A 22,642-nucleotide genomic window follows, 5' to 3' on the forward strand; every position below is an offset into this window, starting at 1 on the left:
CCTACCACCTCACCCACCAACCAAGTTTCTCCTCTTCCTCGGTCTCGTATCTGTAGGTTCTTTTAATCGCAAATATGAAGACCGCAGCGCTCAAAGCAGCACCTATAGCTGCTTCAGTCATTGCAACGTCTGGAGCTTGAAGGAAGAAGAACAAAATTGATGCGAAAAGGCTCACTGCAGCCATGCCAACCGTTGAGGCTAAAAGGTCTCTCCACTCGACTGCTAAAATTGCTGAAATTATCATGAGGGCGACAATTATATATTCAATACAAACTATACAGTTCATTCTTGCTCACCCTCCTCCTTTTTCTTTCTTTCAAGATGCTCCTTGTACTTATCCACGACACTTCCTTCCCAGAGGGGAATTCCTGACTTGTAAGCTGCCCTAATCAATGCATGAGCGCTAATTGGGTTTGTTAAGAGTAAAAATGCTGCAATCACGATAGCCTTAGTCAGCCATGCAACGCTGAACCCTTCTCCCAGGGCCCAAATTCCAGTCCCAATTATTACGCCAAGAGAACCTAAGGTTGCGCTCTTAGTTGCAGTCTGCATTCTATTGTAAACATCTGGCATTCTAATTAGACCAAGCGTTGAGAGAAGGTAAAATACCGTCCCAAAAAGTACTAGGAGTTCTCCTATTAATGAGAGAACACTCATAGGCCTCCCTCCAAGTATCTAGCGAAGGCTATAACTCCCGCAAATGACAATATCGCGTATACTAAAGCAACATCCAGAAAGATTATCCTCCTGTAGTATAAGGCGAAGAGAACCATTAGCCCCACTGTTATGGTGGTCATAATATCTACAGCCACTAACCTATCAACGGTTGTTGGCCCTCTAAATACCCTGTACATGCTGAGAAGTGTTGCTACTCCAATTAGGAGGAGATATATGTTAACCCCTATCATTCAAAAATCACCCTTAAGAATTTTTCAAAAGGTTTAGTTATGTGCTCAGAAGCTCCCTCAACGGAGGAATCTTTGACATCTATCCAGTGAATAAAGTACTTATCTCCATCAACATCTAGAGTTATTGTTCCTGGAGTCAGGGTTATCGAATTTGCCAACGCCATCTTGCCCACGTTGTTGGTGAGCGTTGTCTTACACTCCACTATTCCTGGGTTTATGGGCCTCTTTGGGTGGAGCACTCTGTATGCTACATCTAAGTTTGCCATAATCATGGCCCACAAGAAGTAAGGAATATATGCAATAAAGTAGAGGACTCTTTTAGGATGAAGATTTGCCAATCCCCTAGTTGTGAAGATTTCATATGTGAAGAGTGCAGCTATTGCAGAGAACAAAGCTCCAATTGTCAGTTCTTGAGGATCAAGACTTGCTGTCAAGAATAGCCAAATTATGAACAGGACTATGAAAGTGTACAGATACCTGCTAATTGAACTTGCTTCCTCCATTCACAGCCCCCCTAGTTTTGAATGAAAAATTTTGCAATAATTTACACCATTGGTTAACAACGAAATCTTATAAATGTTTGCCTTTGTCCATCTTGTTTTAAACATGAGATTATGAAATCAAAATTTCATACATATGAAAATTTAGTTTCAAATATAGGCAAAACCTTTTATAGGGAGAAGGGGGTATAGGTCTTCAGGTGGTAACATGGCTGAGAATTTAAGTGCTGGGGAAGTTCCGAGTGGTGAGAAAGAGTTCGAAGCACTAACTAAAAGAATGCGGGAAATAATAGAATTTCCCGAGATAAGTGAAGAGGAATTTGAAGAAATGCTAAAAAATGCAAATCGAGGTTACGGAGAACCACTCCCCCATAGAACCTACTCACTCTGTCCTGAGAGTAGGAGAGTAGTTCCCGCAGTCGTTTGGGAAAAGGATGGAATGGTCTGGATAACGAAGAAGTGTCCCGAAGGTATAATTACAGACTTATATTCTGAAGATGTTGACTTATATTATAGATTTCTACGATGGAAGTTCGAAGATAAAAAGCTATTCTCAGTAAATGTTCCTAATACTGGAATTAACTGTCCCTTTGACTGTGGCCTTTGTGCAAGACATAGATCTCACACAAACCTTCTCAACATAGTCCTCACAAACAGGTGTAATCTTAGCTGCTGGTACTGCTTCTTCTATGCAAGAGAAGGAGAACCAGTATACGAGCCAACTCTAGAGCAAATAAGGATGATGCTAAGAAATGCAAAGAAGGAAAACCCAATTGGAGCAAACGCAGTCCAGTTCACTGGAGGAGAGCCCACTTTAAGAGACGATTTAATTGAAATAATAAAGATAGCCAAAGAGGAAGGATACGACCACGTTCAGCTAAACACCGATGGAATAAGACTAGCATTTGAGCCTGAATTAGTTAAGAAGATAAGAGAAGCAGGAGTAAACACTCTATACTTGAGCTATGATGGAATGACGCCTCAAACTAACTGGAAGAATCACTGGGAGATTCCACTGATATTTGAAAACGTGAGAAAAGCCGGTGGCCCCGGAATAGTTCTAGTCCCAACACTAATTAGAAATGTCAATGACCACGAAGCTGGGGCTATAATAAACTTCGGACTTAATCATCTTGACATAGTTAGAGGAGTAAACTTCCAGCCAATATCCCTAGTTGGTAGGGTACCCAAGAAGGAGAGGCAGAGGTTCAGAATAACGATTGCAGGAGCAATTAAGAAGATAGAAGAGCAAACAAATGGGGCTATATCTAGAGATGACTGGTACCCAATTCCAATAGCGGGTTACATAGCTAGGTTCTTCGAAGCATTTACAGGAAAGCACTACTATATGACCAGCCACTATGCCTGTGGAGCTGCAACCTATGTTTTTCTCGACAAAGAGGAGAAGAAGGTTATCCCAATTCCCAGGTTCATAGATGTAGAAGGATTTGTTGAATTCTTAGTTGAGAAGGCTGAAGAAATAGAAAGAGCAAGATTCAAAGGTTTAGCAAAGCTAAAAGCAATAGGAGAGACAGTCTTTATAAAATTCAAGCAGTTCTATGACGAAAAGTATGCACCAAAAGGGTTAGATGTACTTGGACTAATTAAGAATGCATTCATGCATGGAAACTATGATGCCTTAGGACAGTTCCACACTAAGACCCTCTTCCTGGGAATGATGCACTTCATGGATGAGTACAACTACGATGTGGAGAGAGTTGAAAGATGTGTAATTCACTATGCAATGCCCGATGGAAGGATAGTTCCATTCTGTACCTTTAATGTAATACCAGAAATATATAGAGACAAAGTCCAGAGACAATTTAGTTATTCCTGGGAAGAGTGGAAGAAGCTACACCCAGATTGGGACTATAAGAAGGACAAGTACTTCAGGACAAGAGAATTCGTCGAAAAAATGAAGAACAGCGAGCTCTACAGGAAGACTTACATTGACATAGTCAACTACTTTGAGTGAGGTGGTAGGATGAAGTGGATAAAATTCACGACTAACTTAACTCCAGAAGAAGCAAAAATCGTCCAGTATGAACTCTCAACGAGAGATGAATTTTACAGAGTGTTCATAAATCCATACGCAAAAGTGGCGGAAGTTGTTATAGATGATTCAAAAGTTAATATTGAAGAACTAAAGGAAAAACTTAAGGGTGAAGTTATAGAGGAAAAAGAAATTACCCTACAGGAGCTAATAGAGGGAAGCCTCAGCTGGAATAATGTATTGAGAAGCAAAGCTTAATACCCCTTTCTTTTTTTAATTCTCTTGGTGTTAAAAGTGATAATTGAAAAAGTTAATGAACCAATCAAGCTAAAAGATGACCTTCTAAAATTCGTCTTTGGAGTTTATCAAAGCACAAATGGAGCGTATCCCGCCCTAGAGTGGGCAGAGAAAAAGCCCGAACCCAACGATTTTGAGGGCTTTAAGAAAATCTATGAGCCATTTTTAGAGTTTAGGCTCACAAAAGAATTTGATGAACTCTACGTTGCTAAGGACAATAACAATATTATTGGAACAGTAGCATTGGTATACAACCTAAAAGGAAAGGAAGTTTGGTGGGTGCCAGAAGAACTTAGGGAGAAAAATATCGGACTAATCGAATTCTTTATGGTGGATGAAAAGTACAGAGGAAAGAGAATCGGGAGCAAACTTCTTACCTTTGCAATCAAGAGATTAAAGGAATTAGGAAAGGAAATATATATCGTGACTTTTCCCCACTTACCCGCATACCAATATTATCTAAAGAAGGGGTTTCAGAAGGTCATGGACTACAAAGAGTTCGTGATTCTAAAATTCAAGAATTCATGAAAATTTCTTCACAAACAGATTATTAAGTTCTTCTGTTGACCAAAACATGGGGAGAGAAAATGGATGAGCTCGAGATGATAAGAAGAAAGAAAATGTTAGAGCTAATGAAAAGAATGGGTATAATAGAGGAGAGAAAGCCAAAAAAGAAAGTCATCATTGAGGTTATCACTGCCCCAGGATGTCCCTACTGTCCAATTGCTGTTCAGATGGCCAGAGAAATAGAAAAGAAATACCCGGGAGTCATTGTAAGAGAGCTTAGTGTAGCAACTCCAGAAGGAAGAAGAAAGGCAATGGAGCACAACATTCTAGGAACGCCTACAATTCTCATAAATAACAGAGTTGAATTCATTGGAGTTCCTAGATTCATCGACTTTGAAAGGAGAGTCAGAGAGTTATTAAGCTAAAAATTTTTCTCCCCTCCTCGTACTTCTCCAACTCTTCTCTCCTGGGAACGCTCCAAGCTCCTCTTTTCTGAGTTGAGAGGCCAGCGACAAGGTTTGCAAACTTGCCAAGAAGGAACATATCGCTTTCTTCAAGTTTTTGTTTGTCTAGGGCTAGAAGCCCTACTAAAAGGGCAGAAACAAAGGCATCTCCAGCCCCAGTAGTATCTACGGGAGAAACTTTATAGGCAGGAACAAAGATTGACGCTTCATCACTCTCAATTCTACATCCCTCGGCCCCATAAGTAATGGCCGTAATAAGTTTCCCTCTAGGCTCTAAGCCATACTCCTTTAATAGGTTAAATTCTTCATCGCTCAACTTTAGGATATCAACATTGGACAGGACTCTTTTCAATGTTTCCACTAACTCCTCTTCGCTCCTCCACAGATCTTTCCTAATATTTACATCAAAACTTACAAGGCTTTTCTCCTTTAGGGTTTCAATGACCTTTATCATTGTTCCTCTGCTGGGTTCTCTAGCCAGTAACACAGAACCAAAGTGAACAATTTTTGAGCTCTCCAGTATTTCCCAGGGGACTTCACTCAATTTTATGTTAAAGTAAGCAACCTCGTCGTAGAGAATGAAAGAAGGCTTTGCACCCTTTAATTGAACAAAAACCACCCCAGTATGTTTCTCGTTGTCAATGAGAACTCCTTCAGTGTTTACGCCCTCCTCCTTTAACCTCCTTATGAGAAATCTTCCAAAAGGATCATCTCCCACCTTGCTTACTAAGAATGATGGAATACCTAATCTTGAAACCCCCACAGCAACATTTGCAGGCGCTCCTCCTGGGTGCTTCTCAAAAATTTTCACATTCTCTAAGTCCCCTTCTTCAGCTGCTATAAAATCAATCAGCACTTCTCCGAAAGCAGTAATCATTATCGATCACCTCTAACCTTTCTTTGCTATACATATTTAAAGAGTATAACTCCACAAATTAGGGAGGTGTCATAATGATAGGACTTGTCTCTTTTACAGACCCTAGGAAAACCGCTCTCTCCCACGAAAGAGAAAGTGCAATTAAAGAAAAACATGAAAAGTTGCTGAAAGAGTTGAGTGAAGAGTTTGAGATCCTCGATATAAATGCAGAACTTGGAAAGTATTCTGAGGAAATATTTGGAATTAACAGTGTTGAGGAAGCAATTGAAGCGGGTAGGATTGCTAAATCAAAAGGAGTAAGCGGAGTCATTCTTGGTCTCTGGCACTGGACAGAGAGTAATTTAGTTACATATTTCATTAAAGAGGCAAATGTACCCATACTACTTTATAGTGATGGCGATCCAAATTGGGCTGGAGCTACATGTGTAACTTCAGTTGGAGCTTCTCTTTGGGAAAGTTCAGTGAACGAATACGCGATCAGACACTCCAGAGTCATTGGGGATGTGGAGCTAGTAAAAGCCTGGGCAAGGGCTAGTGAAGCTATAAAAGCACTCTCCGAAAGGGCTCTATTATTGTTCGGAGGAACATACACCTTGGGAATGGAACACTTAATGGACGATCTGCCAAGACTAAAGAAGTTTGTAGGAGACTTCATAATTCTCGACCAGTACGTAGTAATAAAGGAAGGCGAAAGTATTGAGGATGAAAAAGTTGAAGAATTCTATAATTGGCTAATGAAGAACACAAATGTGAAGTTTGACAATAAGATGCTAACTCCAGAAGTGCTTAAAAAACAAATAAGGCTTTACCTAGGAGCAAAGAAAATTGTAGAGGAAAGAAAAGAAAGAGTAAGCGGAATTTCAATAAAGTGTCAGCCTGAGTTGAGTGAGGTTTACGGTGTCACAGCATGTACAATCCCAGCTTTCTTCCCCTTTAACCAAGATGCCTTTGGAGAAAAGCCAATAATCCCTGCTACCTGTGAAGGAGATATAAAGGGAACCATTTCCTCAGCTTTGCTGTACTATTTAAGCGGGAAACCGCCACTCTTTGGAGATATAAAGTACGTAGACGATGAAATTGTGATAATAGCGAACTGTGGAGCTTCCTCCCTCTACTATGCAAGGCTAAGTGATGATGCTTATGAAAACCTTAGGGCGGTAACAATTCAAGGGCAGTGCCAAGGAAAGAGTGGGGGAGCGTTAACCTATAGAACTCCCCCTGCAGAATTCACCGTTGCTAGACTAATAAGAAGAAACGGAAAATACTATCTCCTTTACTTCTTTACGGAAGGAGTTGAGATAACGGAAGAAATTGAAAGAAAGCTCAAATGGGGGAAACAGTGGCCGCACACAGCAATTAAAAATCCTCTCGACTCACAAGATTTTATAAGGGTTATGGGAGCTAACCATCTGTCACTAGTCCCAGGGGATTACACTGCAGAGATAGAATATGTAACTAAAATCTGGGGAATCGAAGGAATAGATCTAAGCGACCCAATCGAAGTTAAGAAATTCTTGAAATCTTGATTTCTCCATTTTTTATTGCCAGTTTATGCTTTTTCCCGTTTATAATAACTGGATAAATTGAAAGGTTTGGAAGCTTAGTGTTTTCTCTTGAGACTCCTTTGGGAGTAATTCCTAATGAGGCCGTAATAAATGCAAATATGGAAGACGCACTCCATGCTTGAGGCTCATTTGCTCTGGGAATTATAAATGGTTCTGGAGCATCAACACCCGCATAGAGCTCGGGCAACGAATTCAACCGCAAGAAAGCTCTTAGAACTCTCAATGCTACATCTTCCGCCTTTTCGAGCTCTCCAACCTTTGAAAGACCTAAAGCTATTATAGCGTTGTCGTGTGGCCATATGCTTCCGTTATGATAGCTAAATGGATTGTAGGCCTTTTCTTTCTCAGACAACGTTCTAATTCCCCACCTAGTTAGAAGTTCTGAAGAAAAGAGAGCCTCAATGACTTTTTCTTGATCTTCCACAATCCCAGAGAACAATAAATGCCCCTGATTTGAGGCCAATACATCTGAATTCAAAGCAAGCTTATACCCCTTTTTTCCCTTAAACTCCCTGTTAAACTTCTTTTTTAATTCTCTAGAAAGCTGGATAAGATAGTTTTCATCAGGATTAATTATTTCTGAAATTTCTGCTAGAGAAAGAAGGGCTTTATACGCATAACCCTGTACCTCTACAAGAGCCACAGGTGGTTTTGTGGGAAGCCCATCTTCATCTGGAACTCCCTCTCTCGAGTCCTTCCACCCCTGATTCATTGGAACGTAAGGATTTGCATAAGTGTATACTAAAAAACCGTTACCTTCCTCAAGCTTCTTTATTAGCCACTCGTAAGCAGAAAATAAGTTCTCCCTGAGCTTTTTTATTGTCTCTTGATCTTTGGTCCATCTGTAGTACTCACCAGCAAGGATAAGATAGAGAGGAGTCGCATCGATAGAACCATAATACGGAGAAAAAGGATAATTCCCAGAAAGCGAGAGTTCTCCAAGCCTATATTCATGAGGAATTTTTCCAGGCTCTTCCAACCTTTTAGGATCAAATTTCTCACCTTGGAGCTTTGCCAACACAAATAAAGTTCCCTTAGCATACTTTGGATCATAAGGGAGCAAAAAGAGAGAGGATATTATTGAATCTCTGCCAAAAACGCAGAAAAAGTCTGGAATTCCAGCAAATAATGTTTTATTCCCAGTAATCTCGACGCTTAATGCTCTTAAGTGTTCTAGAGCCTTCTTTAATAATCCATACAATCCACTCGCCCTTATCTGTGGAAATGAGGGATCGTGAATCACTGGTACAGAAGCTTGAAGAGTTATCTTTACCTTAGCCGTTCTCCAAGAATAGGGAGGGAGAGAACCACTAAGTCCTTCGGTCAATACTATGACTTTCCTAACCACTCCATCCCTACCCCTATATTCGAACCCAAACTTATTTCTTGATATTTCTCTATTAACGGGAGTTGCTATTCTCCTAACCTCAAAAACATCTCTAAACTTTGAAGTAACATTAACAATGACTTCAAAATCAACTGGATGCTTGTTAGGATTTGCCACAATAATTTTCTCTAGATACTTATTTCCTTTCAGTTTTCTAATCCTTCTAAAAACAACATCTCCTTTAACCTGAGTATAGACTTCACAAAATTCGGTGTCGTACATAAATAGCCTAATCGAATCCCCTTCAACTATTCCAAAAGATGAGCCTCCAAATATTATTCCCATAAAAGAAACTTAATATCCAACCTTTATAAGAGTTAATTGCAAAAATACGCAGGGGGTATAAATGAGAGTCGAAGAGTTTCTTAAACAAAAGGGAATTGAAGTGGGCGACTATGTCAGGATTATTAAAGTTGAAGACGGAGAAAAAGTAGAATATGAAGGAATAGTAATGCCCCCTTACGAGCTCTCAGAGGGAGATACGGTTGTAATAAAGCTTGACAATGGGTATAACATTGGTATTGCAATTGAAAAGATACAAGAAATAAATGTGATAGAAAAAGCTAAGGCTAAGCCCGAAGTGCACTTCAAAGCAGAACTTGAGCCTAGGAAAGAGTTACCCACAATAACTATCCTGGGAACTGGAGGGACTATAGCTAGTAGAATAGATTACGAGACTGGAGCTGTTTATCCAGCATTTACAGCTGAGGAACTTGCAAAAGCTGTTCCCGAAATTTTTGAGATAGCAAACATAAAACCTAAGCTACTCTTCAACATATTTAGTGAGGACATGAAGCCTAAACATTGGATTGAGATTGCTCATGAAACGGCAAAGGCTCTGAATTCTGGAAACGAAGGAGTTGTGATAGCCCACGGAACAGATACAATGGGATACACTGCAGCAGCACTGAGCTTCATGTTGAGAAACTTAACAAAGCCCGTTGTCTTAGTTGGAGCACAGAGAAGTAGCGATAGACCTAGTAGTGATGCTGCTATGAATCTTATTTGTGCCACAAGAATGGCAGTAAGCGATGCTGCTGAGGTTATGGTAGTTATGCACGGAGAGACAAGCGATACTTACTGCTTAGCTCATAGAGGAACAAAGGTTAGGAAGATGCATACTTCAAGGAGAGATGCTTTTAGGAGTATAAACGACATTCCCATAGCCAAGATATGGAGTGATGGAAAAATAGAATTCCTTAGAGACGATTACAGGAAGAGAAGCGAGGGAGAAGTTTGGGTTGATGATAAGCTGGAAGAAAAAGTTGCCCTAGTGAAGGTTTATCCTGGGATGTCAGCAGAGTTAATCGACTTCTTAGTGGATAAGGGGTATAAAGGAATAGTAATTGAGGGGACTGGACTAGGGCATACCCCCTCAGATCTCATTCCAAGTATAAAGAGGGCGGTTGATGAGGGTGTGGCAGTTTGCATGACGAGCCAGTGCCTTTATGGGAGGGTGAACTTAAACGTCTATGCAACTGGAAGAAAGTTGCTTAAGGCAGGGGTTATACCGTGTGAAGACATGCTTCCAGAAACTGCCTACGTAAAGCTAATGTGGGTTCTCGGTCATACAAATGACTTAAGGGAAGCTAAGAAAATGATGCTCACAAACTATGCTGGGGAAATAACCCCCTATACTAAACCAAACACTTTCCTTATTTGAAACATTTTCTTCACATTTAACATTTTCTTCAAAAAATTTAGTTTTTATGTGTTAAATGTCAAAAAATTTATATACAACTAAGGCAATATACCAAAGAAATTCTAGGATTAACTAAGGGGGGATAAATATGAAGGTCAGGGTTGTTTATGAAAGAGGTGTGTTTAGACCAATCGAGAGTGTAGAGCTAGAAGAAGGCACCACAGCAGAAGTGGTAATTCTAGAAAAACAAGAAAAGACTAGGATACTGGACGAGAGCTACTATGAATATGTAACTTGGGGAGAGTAAATCGCAACTCATTTTAACCCCCTCTATTCTTTACATTGTTTGGGGAGGAAAAGTGGAGAAAATAAATTATGAAGAGGTAGGACTTAAAGTAGGATTGGAGATTCATAGACAACTAGATACCAAAAAGCTCTTCTCTCCAGTTCCAAGTAAGCTTAGTGATGACGTTGACTTTACTTTTAAGAGAAGACTAAGACCTACAATGAGTGAACTTGGGGAGATTGATCCAGCTGCTCTTGAAGAATTCAAGAAGGGAAGAACTTACATTTATGAGGCAAACAACGAACTTGGCGATCTAGTTTATATGGATGAAGAACCTCCCAGGGGGCCAGATGAAGAAGCCTTAGAGGTTGCTCTCCAGATAGCATATTTGCTAAACGCCAAACCAGTTGACGAAGTCTATTATATGAGAAAGATTGTAATAGATGGCTCAAACGTTTCAGGATTCCAGAGAACGGCAATAATAGCCACCGACGGAAAAGTCGAAACTCCCTGGGGAACCGTGGGGATCCCAACAATATGTCTAGAGGAAGATGCCGCAAGAATTATCGAAACAAGGGATAGGGAAGTCATCTACAGGATTGACAGACTAGGAATTCCCCTTGTAGAGATAAGCACCACTCCAGATATTCACCACCCAGAGCAGGCTAAGGTAGTTGCAAAGTTCATTGGAGATGCTCTGAGAGCCACTAGAAAGGTAAAGAGAGGGCTGGGGACAATAAGACAAGATCTAAACGTCTCAATAAAAGGTGGAGCCAGGATTGAAATAAAGGGAGTTCAAGAGCTCGACATGATTCCAGTGATCATTGAGAGAGAAGTTCAAAGGCAGCTCAACTTGCTCAAGATTAGAGATGAGCTCAGGAAGAGAGGAGTTACACCAGAAGACATAAAGGAAGAGTTTTACGATGTTACAGATATATTCAAAGACACAAAATCAAAAATAATCGCAAGAATTTTGAAGAAAGGAGGAAAAGTTCTCGCAATAAAACTCCCCAAGTTCAAGGGATTAATAGGAATGGAAATCCAACCAGGAAGGAGGTTAGGAACAGAATTTGCAGATAGAGCTAAGAAGTACGTGCCTGGAATATTCCACAGCGATGAGCTTCCAAACTATGGAATAACCCAGGAGGAGGTAGAAAAGGTTAGAAAACTACTTGAATTGGAAGAGGAAGATGCGTTTGTCCTTGTTGCCGCCCAAGAGGAAATAGCCAAGAAAGCCCTAAAAGAGGTTATAATAAGGGCAAGAGAAGCAATAATCGGAGTTCCAGAAGAGACAAGGAGAGCCCTCCCAGACGGAAACACTCAATACATGAGACCTCTCCCAGGGAAAGCAAGAATGTACCCAGAAACTGACATTCCACCAATAAGGATAACAGAGGAAATGAAGAGGAGAATAAAAGAAAACTTGCCAGAGTTGCCACAAGCGAAAGTTGAAAAATACGTTAAGGAGTTTGGAATTGACAAGAGCATGGCCCAAACAATTGTGGACGATGAAAGGGATGAGCTATTTGAAGAGCTGATTGAAATGGGCGTAAAACCATCACTTGCAGCTTCCATTCTGGCAGTTGTTCTTAAGGGCCTAAGAAAAGAAGTCCCAATTGAAAACATTACAGAGGAGCATATAAAGGGAGCATTCAGGCTGTATTTGGAAGGAAAAATTGCCAAGGAAGCTTTTGAGGAAATATTCAAAGAGTTAGCTCAGCATCCAGAAAAAACGGCCGAAGAAGTTGCACAAGAAAAGGGATTAACCTTGTTGAGCGAGGAGGAAGTGAGAAAGATAGTTGACGAAGTAGTTAACCAATACATAGATGTCATAAAAGAGAAAGGAATGGGAGCTATGGGACTAATAATGGGTAGAGTGATGACCAAAGTCAGAGGCAAAGCAGATGGAAAGCTCGTGAGTCAAATAGTTAAGGAGAAGATTAGGGAGATATCCGGTTGAACTTTCTTTTTTACTACTTTGTTTAGTTTACAAATTTTAAATTTATAATTTTATGTAAACACTAACCAAAATTTTTTATAAGTCTATTCTCTGGAGTATTATTACGAGGTGAACAATATAAAAGTATATTTAGATAGGAAGCACTTTGTAGTGATGCTGTTAATGTTCTTGGCAGTAAGCACAACAACCACTAAAGCTGGAAGTTTGGAGCCATACCTTCTAGATAGAGATGTAAAAAAAGGAGGAGAAGTTTCATCTGTTGATATAAGTATAAGTGTATCAGGAGGATCCATAAATTTTAACCTAAAAGTCTCGTACAGCGGAAAACATGGATTTGGAGCTGGAGCGGCACTATATGGCTACTATAACCCAGAAACTAATGAGTGGGCTGGTTTTGGGAGATGGATGAACTATGAAACAAAAGACTATACAACACCAGTAATACCAATAACAAAGATTAGGTACAGGGTAAATATGTATTGGAAGGGCGACATAAAGCGAGAAAGAATTGCAACAGGAGATTACAAGGTCTATACCATTTATCATTTAACAGCAATAAGGCATACAGAAAGGCCAGGAGAAAGGTGGGACAAAGACGAAGTTCTAATAAATGGGAACTTTAGACTCTCCGGGCTTATTACAGCACCAAAAATACAATCCTCCCCTATAGAAGATAAAGAGGGGATGAAATTATGAAAAAGACTGTTTTCCTTCTTTTCATATTTTTGATGTTGACTCCTAATACTTTAGCTAGCGAGTCTATCCCATTAAAGTGGAGAGTGATAGTTACAAAATTGAACTATGAAAACGGAACATACGTAATAACCTCTGATGATTATGAGGGTATTGTTTCAAACCTTACAATAACTTCCTTAGAAGATGATATGTATAACGTCACGTTTACCCTGGACATTGAAACTAAAACTCTCAATGACTGGGTTTACAGATCTCCTAAAAGGCTTTTAATATCTCTAACTGTAGATGGAAAGACAAACACATTTATATGTGGAAATGAGATTGTGTTTTTCCCATTTTACTTCATTCCCCATAACTTTACTATCGCCGACAAAATTTACCATATGGGCATCCCTATAGAGTTTAAAAAGAGTGAGATTATAATAGGGGATTCATTTGAAAACGGAACGAGGATAGGAGTTGGATATGTCAACAACTTAGACATTTACCAAAACATGGATACTTTCAAGGTAAAGGCATGTGCTTTTGTACATGTAAATGGAACTTGCCTTAAGTGGGAAACAAAAAAGGAGGATCCCATTTTTATATTTAGAGGTCCCTACTTAGTGCAAGCAAGTGTGATTTATCCCAAGGATCCCTTTGGTATTTTTGATGATCCCGTAACAATTATGATAACCCCTATACTTGATAATCAAACTCTAAACTTTCTAATGTCCCTCCCAAATCCTCCCTCTACTAAAGATAACAGCACTCTAATTTATGCAGGCTTAACACTTGCATTCCTGGGAATAGCTTTATGGAGAGTGATGAAAAAATGAAAACTCTAGGAGTAGAACTAAAATCAAGAATAGATATGCTAAGTACAATGATAGCATTGCCTTCTGTGATTCTTTACATATTTTGGTCAACTATGAGTAAGATAGACGTTGTATCCACAAGCTCCAGTAAACTAGTTCCTATTAGCAACTATACTTCTTATCTTTCAGCAATTACCTCCAACATTGAATTTTTTGAAGCCGTTAAAGTAGCTCAATTTGCAGCATTTCACTCTGCCTTGACTAGATTAATACTCTCGACTTTTATCACAGGCACGATTTTGGCAGCGCTATTCATTGGAGAACCCATAAGTGGTGGCCAAATAATAATAGACGTCTCTCTCGTTGGTAGCAAAGTAAATGCGATAATAAAAAGAACAACCCCAGTTGTTTATTATGGAGGTTTCTTGAGTATAATAAACGTGTTTATTGTTACTCTTTCAAAGCACTTTGGTATCTTTGTACAGTCTAGAGCCCTACTTGCCATCTTCATATCTTCTTTCCTAGCTTTTATTTGGGGAGTAGTCCTAACAATTTTTCTAACTCTCATATTTAAAAACCAGATTTATCCCGTAGCCACTGGTTTTGTTATTATCTTTCTTTCTATGTATTCATACTCCCTAAGAGATGTTCTCATGCCGTCTATCTCTCTAATGTATTTGATGTGGAGCAGAGAATTTGGGACCTTTTCGGAATATCTGCTGATGGGAATATTTCTAGAGGGAATAGTGGCTGTGTCCACACTCGAAATAATAAAAAGGAGGGAGATGTATTGAAGGTGCTTACATATGTTATGCTAGCTTCAGTAATTTTATTCACAACTACATATCTCATTCTATACCTCACCTACGCTAAGCCTGTTGAAATAGACGTTCCTTTCTATGGGGCTCCTAGGGGATATACCACAATCACGTATGAAGAAGTTATTTTACCGCTTACTGGAAAATACAAGATAGAGAACTGCTATGTTCAAGATTCAAGAAGCATTTACTCAAATGAAGGTTACTTGAGTGAAAGAGGAGTGAGAATCATTGTTGGCAACTATACTGAAGATGTTTATGTAAGGCTTATTCCTCAGAAGATGATCCCCTCCGAGATTATATTCCTCCTTATGGTGGGAGGTGTATTGGGATATGTGGGTGATAGAATGTTCAAATTTAAGTAAAAGTTATGGAAAAGTCAAAGCTCTCGATAATGTGAGCTTTAGGCTTAAAAAAGGGCTATCCCTTGTGGTAGGGCCAAATGGGAGTGGAAAGACTACTTTAATAAAAATACTCAGCAAATTGACTTTTCCAGATTCAGGCGAAATACTCGTTTTAGGAAAAAAGCTTGAAGAAATAAAGCCTAATGAAATAACGTTTGCATTTGAAAAGACAGTTTTCTACCCACGAATAAAGGTAGGAGAATATCTAAAGACCCTAAGCGAAGTTAGAGGATGCAACAATGTAGAGGAAGTTATTGAAAAGTTTGAGTTAAAACAAATATTAAATAAGAGATTTAGCCAGCTTTCTCAGGGATTTAAGAGACGATTTCTTGTTGCAACGGCATTTATAGGGAACCCCAAGGTAATAATACTGGACGAACCCTTTAGCAACGTGGATATATCCGCAAAAAATCTGCTCACTCAAGTATTAGAAGAAGAAAGCAAAAAATAAGAGCATAATAGTTGTGACTCACATATTCCCAGAAATTAATAGTATTTCTTCGCTCCTTCTCCTATACAATGGAAGAGTTCTTGCGAACATCCATGACAGAACTATAAAAAAGGTCATTGGATTTGAGGCTATCTTCAGAGATAGGGTTATTAGGAATGACATAAAAATGTTAATAGAATTAATAAGAAAAGGAGACGAGCCCCTAGAGATAAGGGGAATAACAATTGAAGATTATGCAATGAACTTAATAAAAGGGATGATGAAGTTCGCTAGACCTGAGGAGTGATGAGCCCTAGGGTATCTGACCACAAACTTTTACTTTTCTTACATAATCCCTATTGTAGATGATGAGGCCATCCCCTCTGATCTGTGATGAGTGGGTGAGCTGGCTGATACTTTATTCATTTTTGTCAAATTTTTGTGAGATTTTGTCCATAACTAACCATCATCGTGTTTGGGTAAATATATAACTGCCTTGTCCAATATTATGCCTTGATATACACTTGTCGGGAGGTGTACAAAGGTGAGTTTATTAAAGAGATACCTGGAATATCCTGTTTTGCAAAAGATACTTATTGGCCTTATTTTGGGTGCAATATTTGGTTTAATTATGGGCCACTTTGGATATGATGAAGCAGTAAAAACGTACATCAAGCCCTTTGGAGACCTCTTCGTCAGACTTCTGAAAATGCTAGTTATGCCAATAGTCTTCGCATCGCTAGTGGTAGGTGCAGCCAGCATAAGTCCAGCAAGACTTGGAAGGGTGGGAGTAAAAATAGTCCTCTACTATTTACTAACATCAGCATTTGCAGTTATGCTGGGAATTATAATGGCAAGAATCTTCAACCCAGGAGCTGGAATTCAGCTTTCAGTTGGAGGGCAACAATTCCAGCCAAAAGAGGCACCACCCATTGTTCAAACATTACTTAACATAATTCCAACGAACCCCTTCGGAGCTCTTGCAAATGGCCAAGTCCTTCCAACGATATTCTTTGCTATCATATTGGGAATAGCAATAACATACCTAATGAACAGCAATGAAGAGAGAATAAGGAAGAGCGGAGAAACCTTGCTTCGTGCAATTGACGGTTTGGCTGAGGCGATGTACAAGATAGTTGGGGGAGTTATGCAATACGCTCCCATTGGTGTCTTTGCATTAATAGCCCACGTAATGGCAACCCAAGGAGTCAAAGTTGTAGGTGAGTTGGCAAAGGTCACGGCAGCTGTTTACGTTGGATTATTCGTTCATATCCTCCTAGTGTACTTTGTCCTTCTCAAGGTCTTCGGGATTGATCCCCTCAAGTTCATTAGTAAAGCTAAAGATGCCATGCTAACAGCATTCGTAACGAGGAGCTCAAGTGGAACACTTCCAGTAACCATGCGTGTTGCCAAGGAGATGGGAATCTCGGAGGGAATATACTCCTTCACCTTGCCCCTGGGAGCCACTATAAACATGGATGGAACCGCACTCTACCAGGGTGTCTGTACATTCTTCATAGCAAACGCCCTAGGAACTCATCTAACAATTGGCCAACAGCTAACAATAGTCCTCACTGCTGTTCTAGCCTCTATAGGAACAGCTGGAGTCCCAGGAGCTGGAGCAATAATGTTAGCTATGGTTCTTGAGAGCGTTGGGCTTCCGCTAACCGATCCAAATGTGGCCGCAGCCTATGCAATGATCCTTGGAATAGATGCAATCCTCGGTTACTGGAGACCTAACTGGTACTGCAATAGTTGCAAAGACAGAAGGGGAGCTAAAAGAAGGAATTATAGCCTGAATTACTTCTCTCTTTCCTTTTTATAAAATACCCATTTTCGTATTTAATGCTGGGGGTGATTCTCTCCACTATATGAGGCTTTCTTAAAACGCTCTCCAATCTTTTTTCATGGGCAATAAATCCCCTCCTAAACCACCTGGGGTAAGGAGTCAAGTTTTCTCTACAGAGAAGCTCTTCTCTTCTGCATCTCTCCCAGAGATCTTCCCCTTTTGCTTTCCCATTCTCCACTATCTCAAGATACAAATCCCATAGGGTAGGCCTTCTACTTATGTACTCGACATCAAAGAATGCCATCCCACAACAATCTACATTTAAGGGGGTATGGAATTCGAAAAGGCCCTCTTTACAAGTTGAAAAAGCCAAACCCTCCTTTTCTGCTTTGATAGAAAATTCGCGAGCAATAGAGAGTCTATAATCAAGTGGAGGATGAAGTAATGGAGCTTCCTCTGTTGAAGTCCCTGGGAGATAAGATTCCCATTCCCTCTTGTAGATATCTTCACCTGGGAACAACTTTGAAAATAGTGGAAGTAATTCTTTCTCAATTCTTAAAAACTCTAAGATAATCATCCTTGCTCCTGCTGAAGCTATTTCTTCAATGAAAGTATGTATATCTCGTATCCACCCAGGAACAAATGGTTGAACCCTTACAATTGTGGGAACCCCAGCCCTAGAAAGCCTCTCGATTAGTTCTAGCCGTTGTCCAGGGGAAGGAGAAAAGGGCTCTAAAACTTTCGTTTCTTCCAATGTTGGTAGAGAAACTTGAACTACCACCAGCCCTTCTTCAGCTAACCTTTCTATCGTTTTTATGTGCTTCTCTCTGGGAATTAGCTTAGTATTGATAATTACTGGAACCTTCTCCTTAAGCGCGAGTTTCAAGAATTTAAGTGTAATTTTTCCTTCGCCCTGAAAGGGATCACTGAGAGTAGATACTCTTATGGGAGTAATTGCCAAGCCTTCCCTTATTATTCCACCAAGCATTTTTATTAGCTTAAGAGATTCCCATAGGGGCTTCTCTTTTCCATGGGCTCCTCTATACCAACGTGCATAGCAGTAAATACATCCAACAGAGCAAGTACTAAACAATTCTCCCCTGAGTATGCTGTGGCATAAAGAACTGACGTAACTACTTGGGCCTATTATTGGAGAGAATCTCATCAGCAAATTTAAAGAGTGGAAAGTTTTTATTCCTTTTGACAAAACATATGAGGGGATTACACATGGGAGTATACATCTTTAAGCCCGAAGACTTGGTTAGGTACGAGGTCATAACTCAAGAGTGCTTGGAAAAGCTAAAAGAGAAGATTCTTAGGAAAGAAGACATCATTATCGTAGGAGGACCAAGAGCGGGAAAAACTAAACTCATAGAGGCATTGACATTCCTAATCCCAGAGAACTGGAAAATAGGTGTGATAACTGCCTATAACGAATTTAAGCCCTTTAAAGGCAATATTTATGTGATAAATACTGAATTTGACGGTAGAACAGTTGAAGAAAGGACTTCTGAAGTAATTGAAAAGATAAAGGAAATAGATCCAGACTATGTAATAGTTGATACGCTTCATACGATAGATGTTCCCAGGATTCTTAAGGAACTCATAGATAGTTATGGGTTTATAGTGACTTCTTTGGCTCTTTCAAGAGACCTCTTAAGCGAGATAGTGCATTGGCTGAGAATTGATGAAGAAATATTGGGGAAGTTTGACGTCGTTATAGAATTGTACAGAGACATACAAACCGGGCATAGAAAAGTCAATGCAATATATGAAATAAAGGATGAAAAGTTGGAAAAGATATGCTAAGCTATTCCTTTTTCTCTCTTAAGCTCCTCAATTACTTCTCTTAGGTTATCAAGCATCTCTCTTATGTCATCGAAAGTCATATATCCCATGTGACCGATTCTAAAGGTTATCTCCTTTACGCTTCCATAACCCTTTGCCAGCTCAAAGCCCCTCTTTCTCATTGCCTCATACACTTCATCACCCTTTATCCCAGGTGGAGTAAGTACTGCTGTAATCGTTGGACTCTCATATCCAGGCTCCGCAAGGATTCCAAGGCCGATTTCCTTAACTCCTTCCCTCACCATCTTTGCTCTCTTTTCGTACATCTCTAGCCACTTCTCTTTTCCACCCATCTTTTCAATGATTCTGAGAACAACGTTTAGGCCAAATACTTGAGGCATTGGTGGGGTCGAAGGTGTTGACTCCTTTTCCTTCAGATACTTCACATAGAGTGGAATGTCAAAGTACCATCCCCTTTCAGGCATTTTCTCAGCTATCTCCAAGAACCTCTCGCTGAAGACCCCAATAGCCAATCCTGGAGGAACACCGAAGGCCTTCTGAGAGCTTGAGAACACTACATCTAAATCCCACTTGTCAAACTTTATATCTGCCCCACCCATAGCAGAAACAGCATCGACAAACACTAACTTATCGTGCTCCTTTGCAACTTTTGCGAGTTCTGGAAGTGGGTTGAGAACTCCAGTTGAGGTTTCGTTGTAGGTGATCGTCACGGCCTCAACATCTGGATTCTTCCTTAGTGCATCATCGAGCTCTTCAGGCTTAACAGCCTTCCCTGGGTCTTTTTGTAGAACAACAGCTTTTCTACCATTAGACTCAACGACTTCCTTGTATCTTTTTCCAAATGCTCCAATTATAGTTACGAGAACCTTTCCACCTTTACTAACTCCGTTTCTTATGCTAGCCTCCATTATTCCTGTTCCAGAGCTTGGAACTAGGAGTACTTCTCCCTTCTCCGCTTCGAGGAAGTTTTTAAGCCTCTTAACTGTATCAACGTGAACAGCCCTATACTCTTTGGATCTGTGGCTAAACATCTGAACTTTCATTATCTCGAGAACTTCCGGGAAACAGGCAACAGGACCCGCTGTGAAAAGCTTGTACTTAGGTTTCACAAGCTCGTAAACTTCTTTAAATGCCTCTTCAAACTCCATCTAAACCACCTCGACGTAAATGTTATTTTACAGGTATAAAAATACTATGGTGGGGAAGTTGGCCATGCTTCAATTAATAAATAAGGATGTGTTAAATAAAATAAAAGAGGAGCTCGAAAGATATGAGGTGAAACTAGGAGATTTCTTAACCAAAGGAACTACAAGCATCATATTTTTGGGAAAATACAGAGGAAAAGATGTCGTTGTTAAAGTCAGCAGGGATGATTCCCCCCGTAAAAATCTAAAGAAAGAAGCTGAAATTTTGAGGCATTTAAGGGGAAGAGAAATAACAGGTGATTTAATCTTGTATACAACGGTGGGGGGAAGAGAAATTTTAGTAAGGGAATATGTTCCAGGAGAGCCAGTACTGTTAGTGACCCCCAGCAAAAAACACATACTAAAAATAGCTGGAAAAACGTTTGTCTTAGATAAGCTAGGAATAGACCATGGACAAATTCAGGGAGGAAAACATATCCTTCTTACATCAAATGATGTGTATATAATAGACTTTGAAAAAGGGAGTTTAACTAGGAAAACTAGAAACTTAACTTCCGCCCTCTCCATGCTATTTATTGGCAATAATTCAATTTCAAAGAGAGTTAGGGAAAAATTTGACATCGATGAAGAATTTATTAGAGAGTTAAAGCTTAGACTCAGAGAGTACAAAGAGAAAAAAGAAATCAGGGGTTTATTTGACTTATTGTCGATCCTTTAGTAAAAACAGAATTGGAAGAACCAACCCAATAAGCAAAACTACCCACCTGGGATCAATGAAAAGGCTCACAAAAACGATTACAAAAACTACAAAAGATGTCGCAAACAAAAATTCCTTATCAAATACTCTCGATTTTGGGATTACATTTTCTTTAATGGCAATATACGAAAAATATATGGGGATTCCTAGGGAAGGAATTAAAAGGGCAATTAAATTCTTTGTTATAATCACCAATCCTATCCCCAGTCCGAATAATAACAGAGCAACTTTCCCAATCATATGTTCCCCCTAGGACACTGTCAGGATAAGCAGTGGGACGTTAGGTTTAAGTTTCTGATACCTCTTCAGAAAAGGGGAGAGAAATGAGGACTGAAACCATTATTTACTTACTGGTTTCAGTCTTAAAAACCTTTCGCCGGAACAAAATCCCAGCAAAAAAGAAAACCAGGGCAATAAACCTGTACCTGCACGGACTAAGTTACAGACAGGTAGGAACAATCCTCGAAATCAGCCACACAACAGTCTGGGAAACAGTCCAAAAATTCGCGAAAGCAGTTTACCAGCCGAAAATCCTCGCAGTCAAAAAACAGAGAAACTTCATCGCAATTGACGAGACAGTGATAAAGATCAACGGCCAGAAGAGATTTCTCTGGGCTGCAATCGACGTTGAGAGCAAAGAAATCCTAGCAGTATGGATTACAAGCGTTAGGAACTGGTGGATTGCCAGGGACTTCATTCTAGTTGTTTTGAAATCCTGCGAGGGACAGCCAATTTTCCTGGTTGACAAAGGGCCGTGGTATAAATCAGCGTTTAAATCTCTCGGGCTGGATTATCTGCATGTGACTTTCGGGCCGAGGAACTGTGTTGAGCGCTGGTTTAGGACTGTTAAAGAGAGAACAAAGCGTTTCTGGAATAACTTCAGGGCTAGAGACTGGAGGAGGGTTCACAGGTTTGTTTTTCTGTTTTCATTCTGGTATAATTTTGTTAGAATTCATTCTCGGTTTGGTGGACCGCCTGGTGATGTGACTGAATGGCTTCAGGAGGTGATACCCCAGTTATCCTGACAGTATCCCCCCTAGAGAAGCAAACTTTAAAAAAGTGCGTCTCAACTTTTAGCCAGGTGGTTAAAGATGGCGAGGTTCCCAGAAGCAGAGGCGAGAATATTCAAAAAGTACGTGTGCTTAAGATGTGGAGCAACTAACCCATGGGGAGCCAAAAAGTGCAGAAAGTGCGGATACAAGAGGCTAAGGCCAAAAGCTAAAGAACCAAGAGGAGGAGGACGCTGATTACGACTTCAGCATGTTTAAAACGTCCTCTATTGTTTCTATTCCCTTTTCCAGTAACTTTTCTCCTTTTTCCGTAAGTCTATAGTACTTTCTCGAAGGTCTTCCTGCTTCACTTTCGTGCCATTCTGAGGATACATAACCTCCTTCTTCCAGCCTATATAGAACTACATATGAGCTCACGGTAGCTGGTTCAAAGCCGAATCTCTTTTTTAGCTCGTTTCTGATTTCATACGCATACATTGGCCTGTCCTTGAGCAACTTTAGTATGTACATCCACAACATTTCTTTCGTGAGTTTATCCCTAAGTCTGAGTATAGGCTCCTCCATTTTTATCACCTTCGATGAAATATATTCTCTCACCATA

27 protein-coding genes, 1 other RNA gene and 1 pseudogene are annotated in these 22,642 nt (G+C 40.0%); 19 read left to right on the plus strand and 10 right to left on the minus strand.

Annotated features, from left to right (window positions below):
* Window position 1: 1 nt before the first annotated feature.
* Genes ACMFNG_RS10135 through ACMFNG_RS10150 form a run of 4 tightly spaced genes read right to left on the minus strand, consistent with a single transcriptional unit; the run spans window position 2 to window position 1,411 of the window.
* The gene (locus tag ACMFNG_RS10135) at window positions 2-286 is read right to left on the minus strand and encodes a DUF4040 domain-containing protein (RefSeq protein WP_011012597.1); all 285 of its coding nucleotides are present in this window, start codon (window positions 284-286) and stop codon (window positions 2-4) included.
* Window positions 283-657: a monovalent cation/H(+) antiporter subunit G gene (gene mnhG / locus ACMFNG_RS10140; protein WP_011012598.1), complete on the minus strand. Its 375-nt coding sequence runs from the start codon at window positions 655-657 to the stop codon at window positions 283-285. The genes ACMFNG_RS10135 and mnhG overlap by 4 nt, the downstream gene beginning before the upstream one ends.
* On the minus strand, window positions 654-908 hold the full coding sequence (locus ACMFNG_RS10145; RefSeq protein ID WP_011012599.1) for a monovalent cation/H+ antiporter complex subunit F: 255 nt from the start codon (window positions 906-908) through the stop codon (window positions 654-656). The genes mnhG and ACMFNG_RS10145 overlap by 4 nt, the downstream gene beginning before the upstream one ends.
* On the minus strand, window positions 905-1,411 hold the full coding sequence (locus ACMFNG_RS10150; RefSeq protein WP_011012600.1) for a Na+/H+ antiporter subunit E: 507 nt from the start codon (window positions 1,409-1,411) through the stop codon (window positions 905-907). The genes ACMFNG_RS10145 and ACMFNG_RS10150 overlap by 4 nt, the downstream gene beginning before the upstream one ends.
* A 205-nt stretch (window positions 1,412-1,616) precedes the next feature.
* On the opposite strand from ACMFNG_RS10150, the gene tes reads away from it, so the two are divergent.
* Genes tes through ACMFNG_RS10170 form a run of 4 tightly spaced genes read left to right on the plus strand, consistent with a single transcriptional unit; the run spans window position 1,617 to window position 4,630 of the window.
* Complete coding sequence (tes, locus tag ACMFNG_RS10155) at window positions 1,617-3,383, plus strand: tetraether lipid synthase Tes (RefSeq protein WP_011012601.1); 1,767 nt, start codon at window positions 1,617-1,619, stop codon at window positions 3,381-3,383.
* Window positions 3,384-3,392: 9 nt separating this feature from the next.
* Entirely contained in the window at window positions 3,393-3,659 is a 267-nt protein-coding gene (locus ACMFNG_RS10160; RefSeq protein ID WP_011012602.1) for a DUF3213 domain-containing protein, read from the plus strand.
* A gap of 36 nt (window positions 3,660-3,695) precedes the next feature.
* Entirely contained in the window at window positions 3,696-4,226 is a 531-nt protein-coding gene (locus tag ACMFNG_RS10165) for a GNAT family N-acetyltransferase (protein ID WP_011012603.1), read from the plus strand.
* A gap of 59 nt (window positions 4,227-4,285) precedes the next feature.
* Window positions 4,286-4,630, plus strand: a complete 345-nt coding sequence (locus ACMFNG_RS10170) for a thioredoxin family protein (protein ID WP_014835416.1) — start codon at window positions 4,286-4,288, stop codon at window positions 4,628-4,630.
* Here the strand turns inward: ACMFNG_RS10170 and ACMFNG_RS10175 are convergent.
* Window positions 4,611-5,546, minus strand: a complete 936-nt coding sequence (locus ACMFNG_RS10175; RefSeq protein WP_011012605.1) for a carbohydrate kinase family protein — start codon at window positions 5,544-5,546, stop codon at window positions 4,611-4,613. The two genes, ACMFNG_RS10170 and ACMFNG_RS10175, sit on opposite strands and share 20 nt — an antisense overlap.
* Before the next feature lie 74 nt (window positions 5,547-5,620).
* Between ACMFNG_RS10175 and ACMFNG_RS10180 the strand changes: the two genes are divergently transcribed.
* Complete coding sequence (locus ACMFNG_RS10180; RefSeq protein WP_011012606.1) at window positions 5,621-7,072, plus strand: L-fucose/L-arabinose isomerase family protein; 1,452 nt, start codon at window positions 5,621-5,623, stop codon at window positions 7,070-7,072.
* Here ACMFNG_RS10180 and ACMFNG_RS10185 read toward each other — a convergent pair.
* Window positions 7,050-8,783 (minus strand): amylo-alpha-1,6-glucosidase, encoded by a 1,734-nt coding sequence (locus ACMFNG_RS10185; protein WP_011012607.1) that lies wholly within the window; start codon window positions 8,781-8,783, stop codon window positions 7,050-7,052. The two genes, ACMFNG_RS10180 and ACMFNG_RS10185, sit on opposite strands and share 23 nt — an antisense overlap.
* A 61-nt stretch (window positions 8,784-8,844) precedes the next feature.
* Here ACMFNG_RS10185 and gatD point away from each other — a divergent pair, with 61 nt between their 5' ends.
* The 10 genes and pseudogenes from gatD to ACMFNG_RS10235 all read left to right on the plus strand — a co-directional run bounded on the left by gatD (window position 8,845) and on the right by ACMFNG_RS10235 (window position 17,330).
* Entirely contained in the window at window positions 8,845-10,161 is a 1,317-nt protein-coding gene (gene gatD, locus ACMFNG_RS10190; RefSeq protein ID WP_011012608.1) for a Glu-tRNA(Gln) amidotransferase subunit GatD, read from the plus strand.
* A 127-nt stretch (window positions 10,162-10,288) separates the two neighbouring features.
* Entirely contained in the window at window positions 10,289-10,447 is a 159-nt protein-coding gene (locus ACMFNG_RS10195) for an antitoxin family protein (protein WP_014835417.1), read from the plus strand.
* Between the two features lie 52 nt (window positions 10,448-10,499).
* Entirely contained in the window at window positions 10,500-12,386 is a 1,887-nt protein-coding gene (gene gatE / locus ACMFNG_RS10200) for a Glu-tRNA(Gln) amidotransferase subunit GatE (protein WP_011012609.1), read from the plus strand.
* Window positions 12,387-12,494: 108 nt separating this feature from the next.
* Window positions 12,495-13,082 carry a hypothetical protein gene (locus ACMFNG_RS10205; RefSeq protein ID WP_011012610.1) on the plus strand — a complete coding sequence of 196 codons (588 nt, stop codon included), beginning with the start codon at window positions 12,495-12,497 and terminating at the stop codon, window positions 13,080-13,082.
* The gene (locus ACMFNG_RS10210; protein WP_011012611.1) at window positions 13,079-13,900 is read left to right on the plus strand and encodes a hypothetical protein; all 822 of its coding nucleotides are present in this window, start codon (window positions 13,079-13,081) and stop codon (window positions 13,898-13,900) included. Before ACMFNG_RS10205 ends, ACMFNG_RS10210 begins: the two co-directional genes overlap by 4 nt.
* Window positions 13,897-14,673 (plus strand): hypothetical protein, encoded by a 777-nt coding sequence (locus tag ACMFNG_RS10215; protein WP_143522508.1) that lies wholly within the window; start codon window positions 13,897-13,899, stop codon window positions 14,671-14,673. The genes ACMFNG_RS10210 and ACMFNG_RS10215 overlap by 4 nt, the downstream gene beginning before the upstream one ends.
* A 2-nt stretch (window positions 14,674-14,675) precedes the next feature.
* Window positions 14,676-15,062: a hypothetical protein gene (locus tag ACMFNG_RS10220; RefSeq protein ID WP_394295154.1), complete on the plus strand. Its 387-nt coding sequence runs from the start codon at window positions 14,676-14,678 to the stop codon at window positions 15,060-15,062.
* Window positions 15,031-15,552, plus strand: a complete 522-nt coding sequence (locus ACMFNG_RS10225; protein WP_430515176.1) for an ATP-binding cassette domain-containing protein — start codon at window positions 15,031-15,033, stop codon at window positions 15,550-15,552. Before ACMFNG_RS10220 ends, ACMFNG_RS10225 begins: the two co-directional genes overlap by 32 nt.
* A 252-nt stretch (window positions 15,553-15,804) precedes the next feature.
* Window positions 15,805-15,860, plus strand: an RNA gene (locus tag ACMFNG_RS10230) — C/D box small nucleolar RNA.
* Between the two features lie 215 nt (window positions 15,861-16,075).
* A pseudogene (locus ACMFNG_RS10235) lies at window positions 16,076-17,330 on the plus strand (dicarboxylate/amino acid:cation symporter).
* Here ACMFNG_RS10235 and ACMFNG_RS10240 read toward each other — a convergent pair.
* Window positions 17,307-18,485: an SPL family radical SAM protein gene (locus tag ACMFNG_RS10240; RefSeq protein ID WP_011012617.1), complete on the minus strand. Its 1,179-nt coding sequence runs from the start codon at window positions 18,483-18,485 to the stop codon at window positions 17,307-17,309. The pseudogene ACMFNG_RS10235 and the gene ACMFNG_RS10240 sit on opposite strands and share 24 nt — an antisense overlap.
* Window positions 18,486-18,547: 62 nt before the next feature.
* Here ACMFNG_RS10240 and ACMFNG_RS10245 point away from each other — a divergent pair, with 62 nt between their 5' ends.
* Window positions 18,548-19,129: a type II/IV secretion system ATPase subunit gene (locus tag ACMFNG_RS10245; RefSeq protein ID WP_011012618.1), complete on the plus strand. Its 582-nt coding sequence runs from the start codon at window positions 18,548-18,550 to the stop codon at window positions 19,127-19,129.
* On the opposite strand, the gene ACMFNG_RS10250 is transcribed toward ACMFNG_RS10245, so the two are convergent.
* Complete coding sequence (locus ACMFNG_RS10250) at window positions 19,126-20,277, minus strand: alanine--glyoxylate aminotransferase family protein (protein ID WP_011012619.1); 1,152 nt, start codon at window positions 20,275-20,277, stop codon at window positions 19,126-19,128. The genes ACMFNG_RS10245 and ACMFNG_RS10250 overlap by 4 nt on opposite strands.
* A 64-nt stretch (window positions 20,278-20,341) precedes the next feature.
* Here ACMFNG_RS10250 and ACMFNG_RS10255 point away from each other — a divergent pair, with 64 nt between their 5' ends.
* Entirely contained in the window at window positions 20,342-20,992 is a 651-nt protein-coding gene (locus ACMFNG_RS10255) for a serine/threonine protein kinase (RefSeq protein ID WP_014835421.1), read from the plus strand.
* Here the strand turns inward: ACMFNG_RS10255 and ACMFNG_RS10260 are convergent.
* Complete coding sequence (locus ACMFNG_RS10260) at window positions 20,975-21,271, minus strand: hypothetical protein (RefSeq protein ID WP_011012621.1); 297 nt, start codon at window positions 21,269-21,271, stop codon at window positions 20,975-20,977. The genes ACMFNG_RS10255 and ACMFNG_RS10260 overlap by 18 nt on opposite strands.
* Before the next feature lie 83 nt (window positions 21,272-21,354).
* Between ACMFNG_RS10260 and ACMFNG_RS10265 the strand changes: the two genes are divergently transcribed.
* Both ACMFNG_RS10265 and ACMFNG_RS10270 read left to right on the plus strand, forming a co-directional pair.
* On the plus strand, window positions 21,355-22,056 hold the full coding sequence (locus ACMFNG_RS10265) for an IS6-like element ISPfu5 family transposase (RefSeq protein WP_011011653.1): 702 nt from the start codon (window positions 21,355-21,357) through the stop codon (window positions 22,054-22,056).
* 66 nt (window positions 22,057-22,122) lie between these two features.
* A complete protein-coding gene (locus ACMFNG_RS10270) occupies window positions 22,123-22,278 on the plus strand; it encodes a 50S ribosomal protein L40e (protein ID WP_011012622.1) in 156 nt (51 codons plus the stop codon).
* On the opposite strand, the gene ACMFNG_RS10275 is transcribed toward ACMFNG_RS10270, so the two are convergent.
* A complete protein-coding gene (locus tag ACMFNG_RS10275; protein ID WP_014835422.1) occupies window positions 22,279-22,605 on the minus strand; it encodes a PadR family transcriptional regulator in 327 nt (108 codons plus the stop codon).
* Window positions 22,606-22,642: the final 37 nt, after the last annotated feature.

This window comes from Pyrococcus woesei, from assembly GCF_050496105.1.
GTDB lineage: Archaea > Methanobacteriota_B > Thermococci > Thermococcales > Thermococcaceae > Pyrococcus > Pyrococcus furiosus.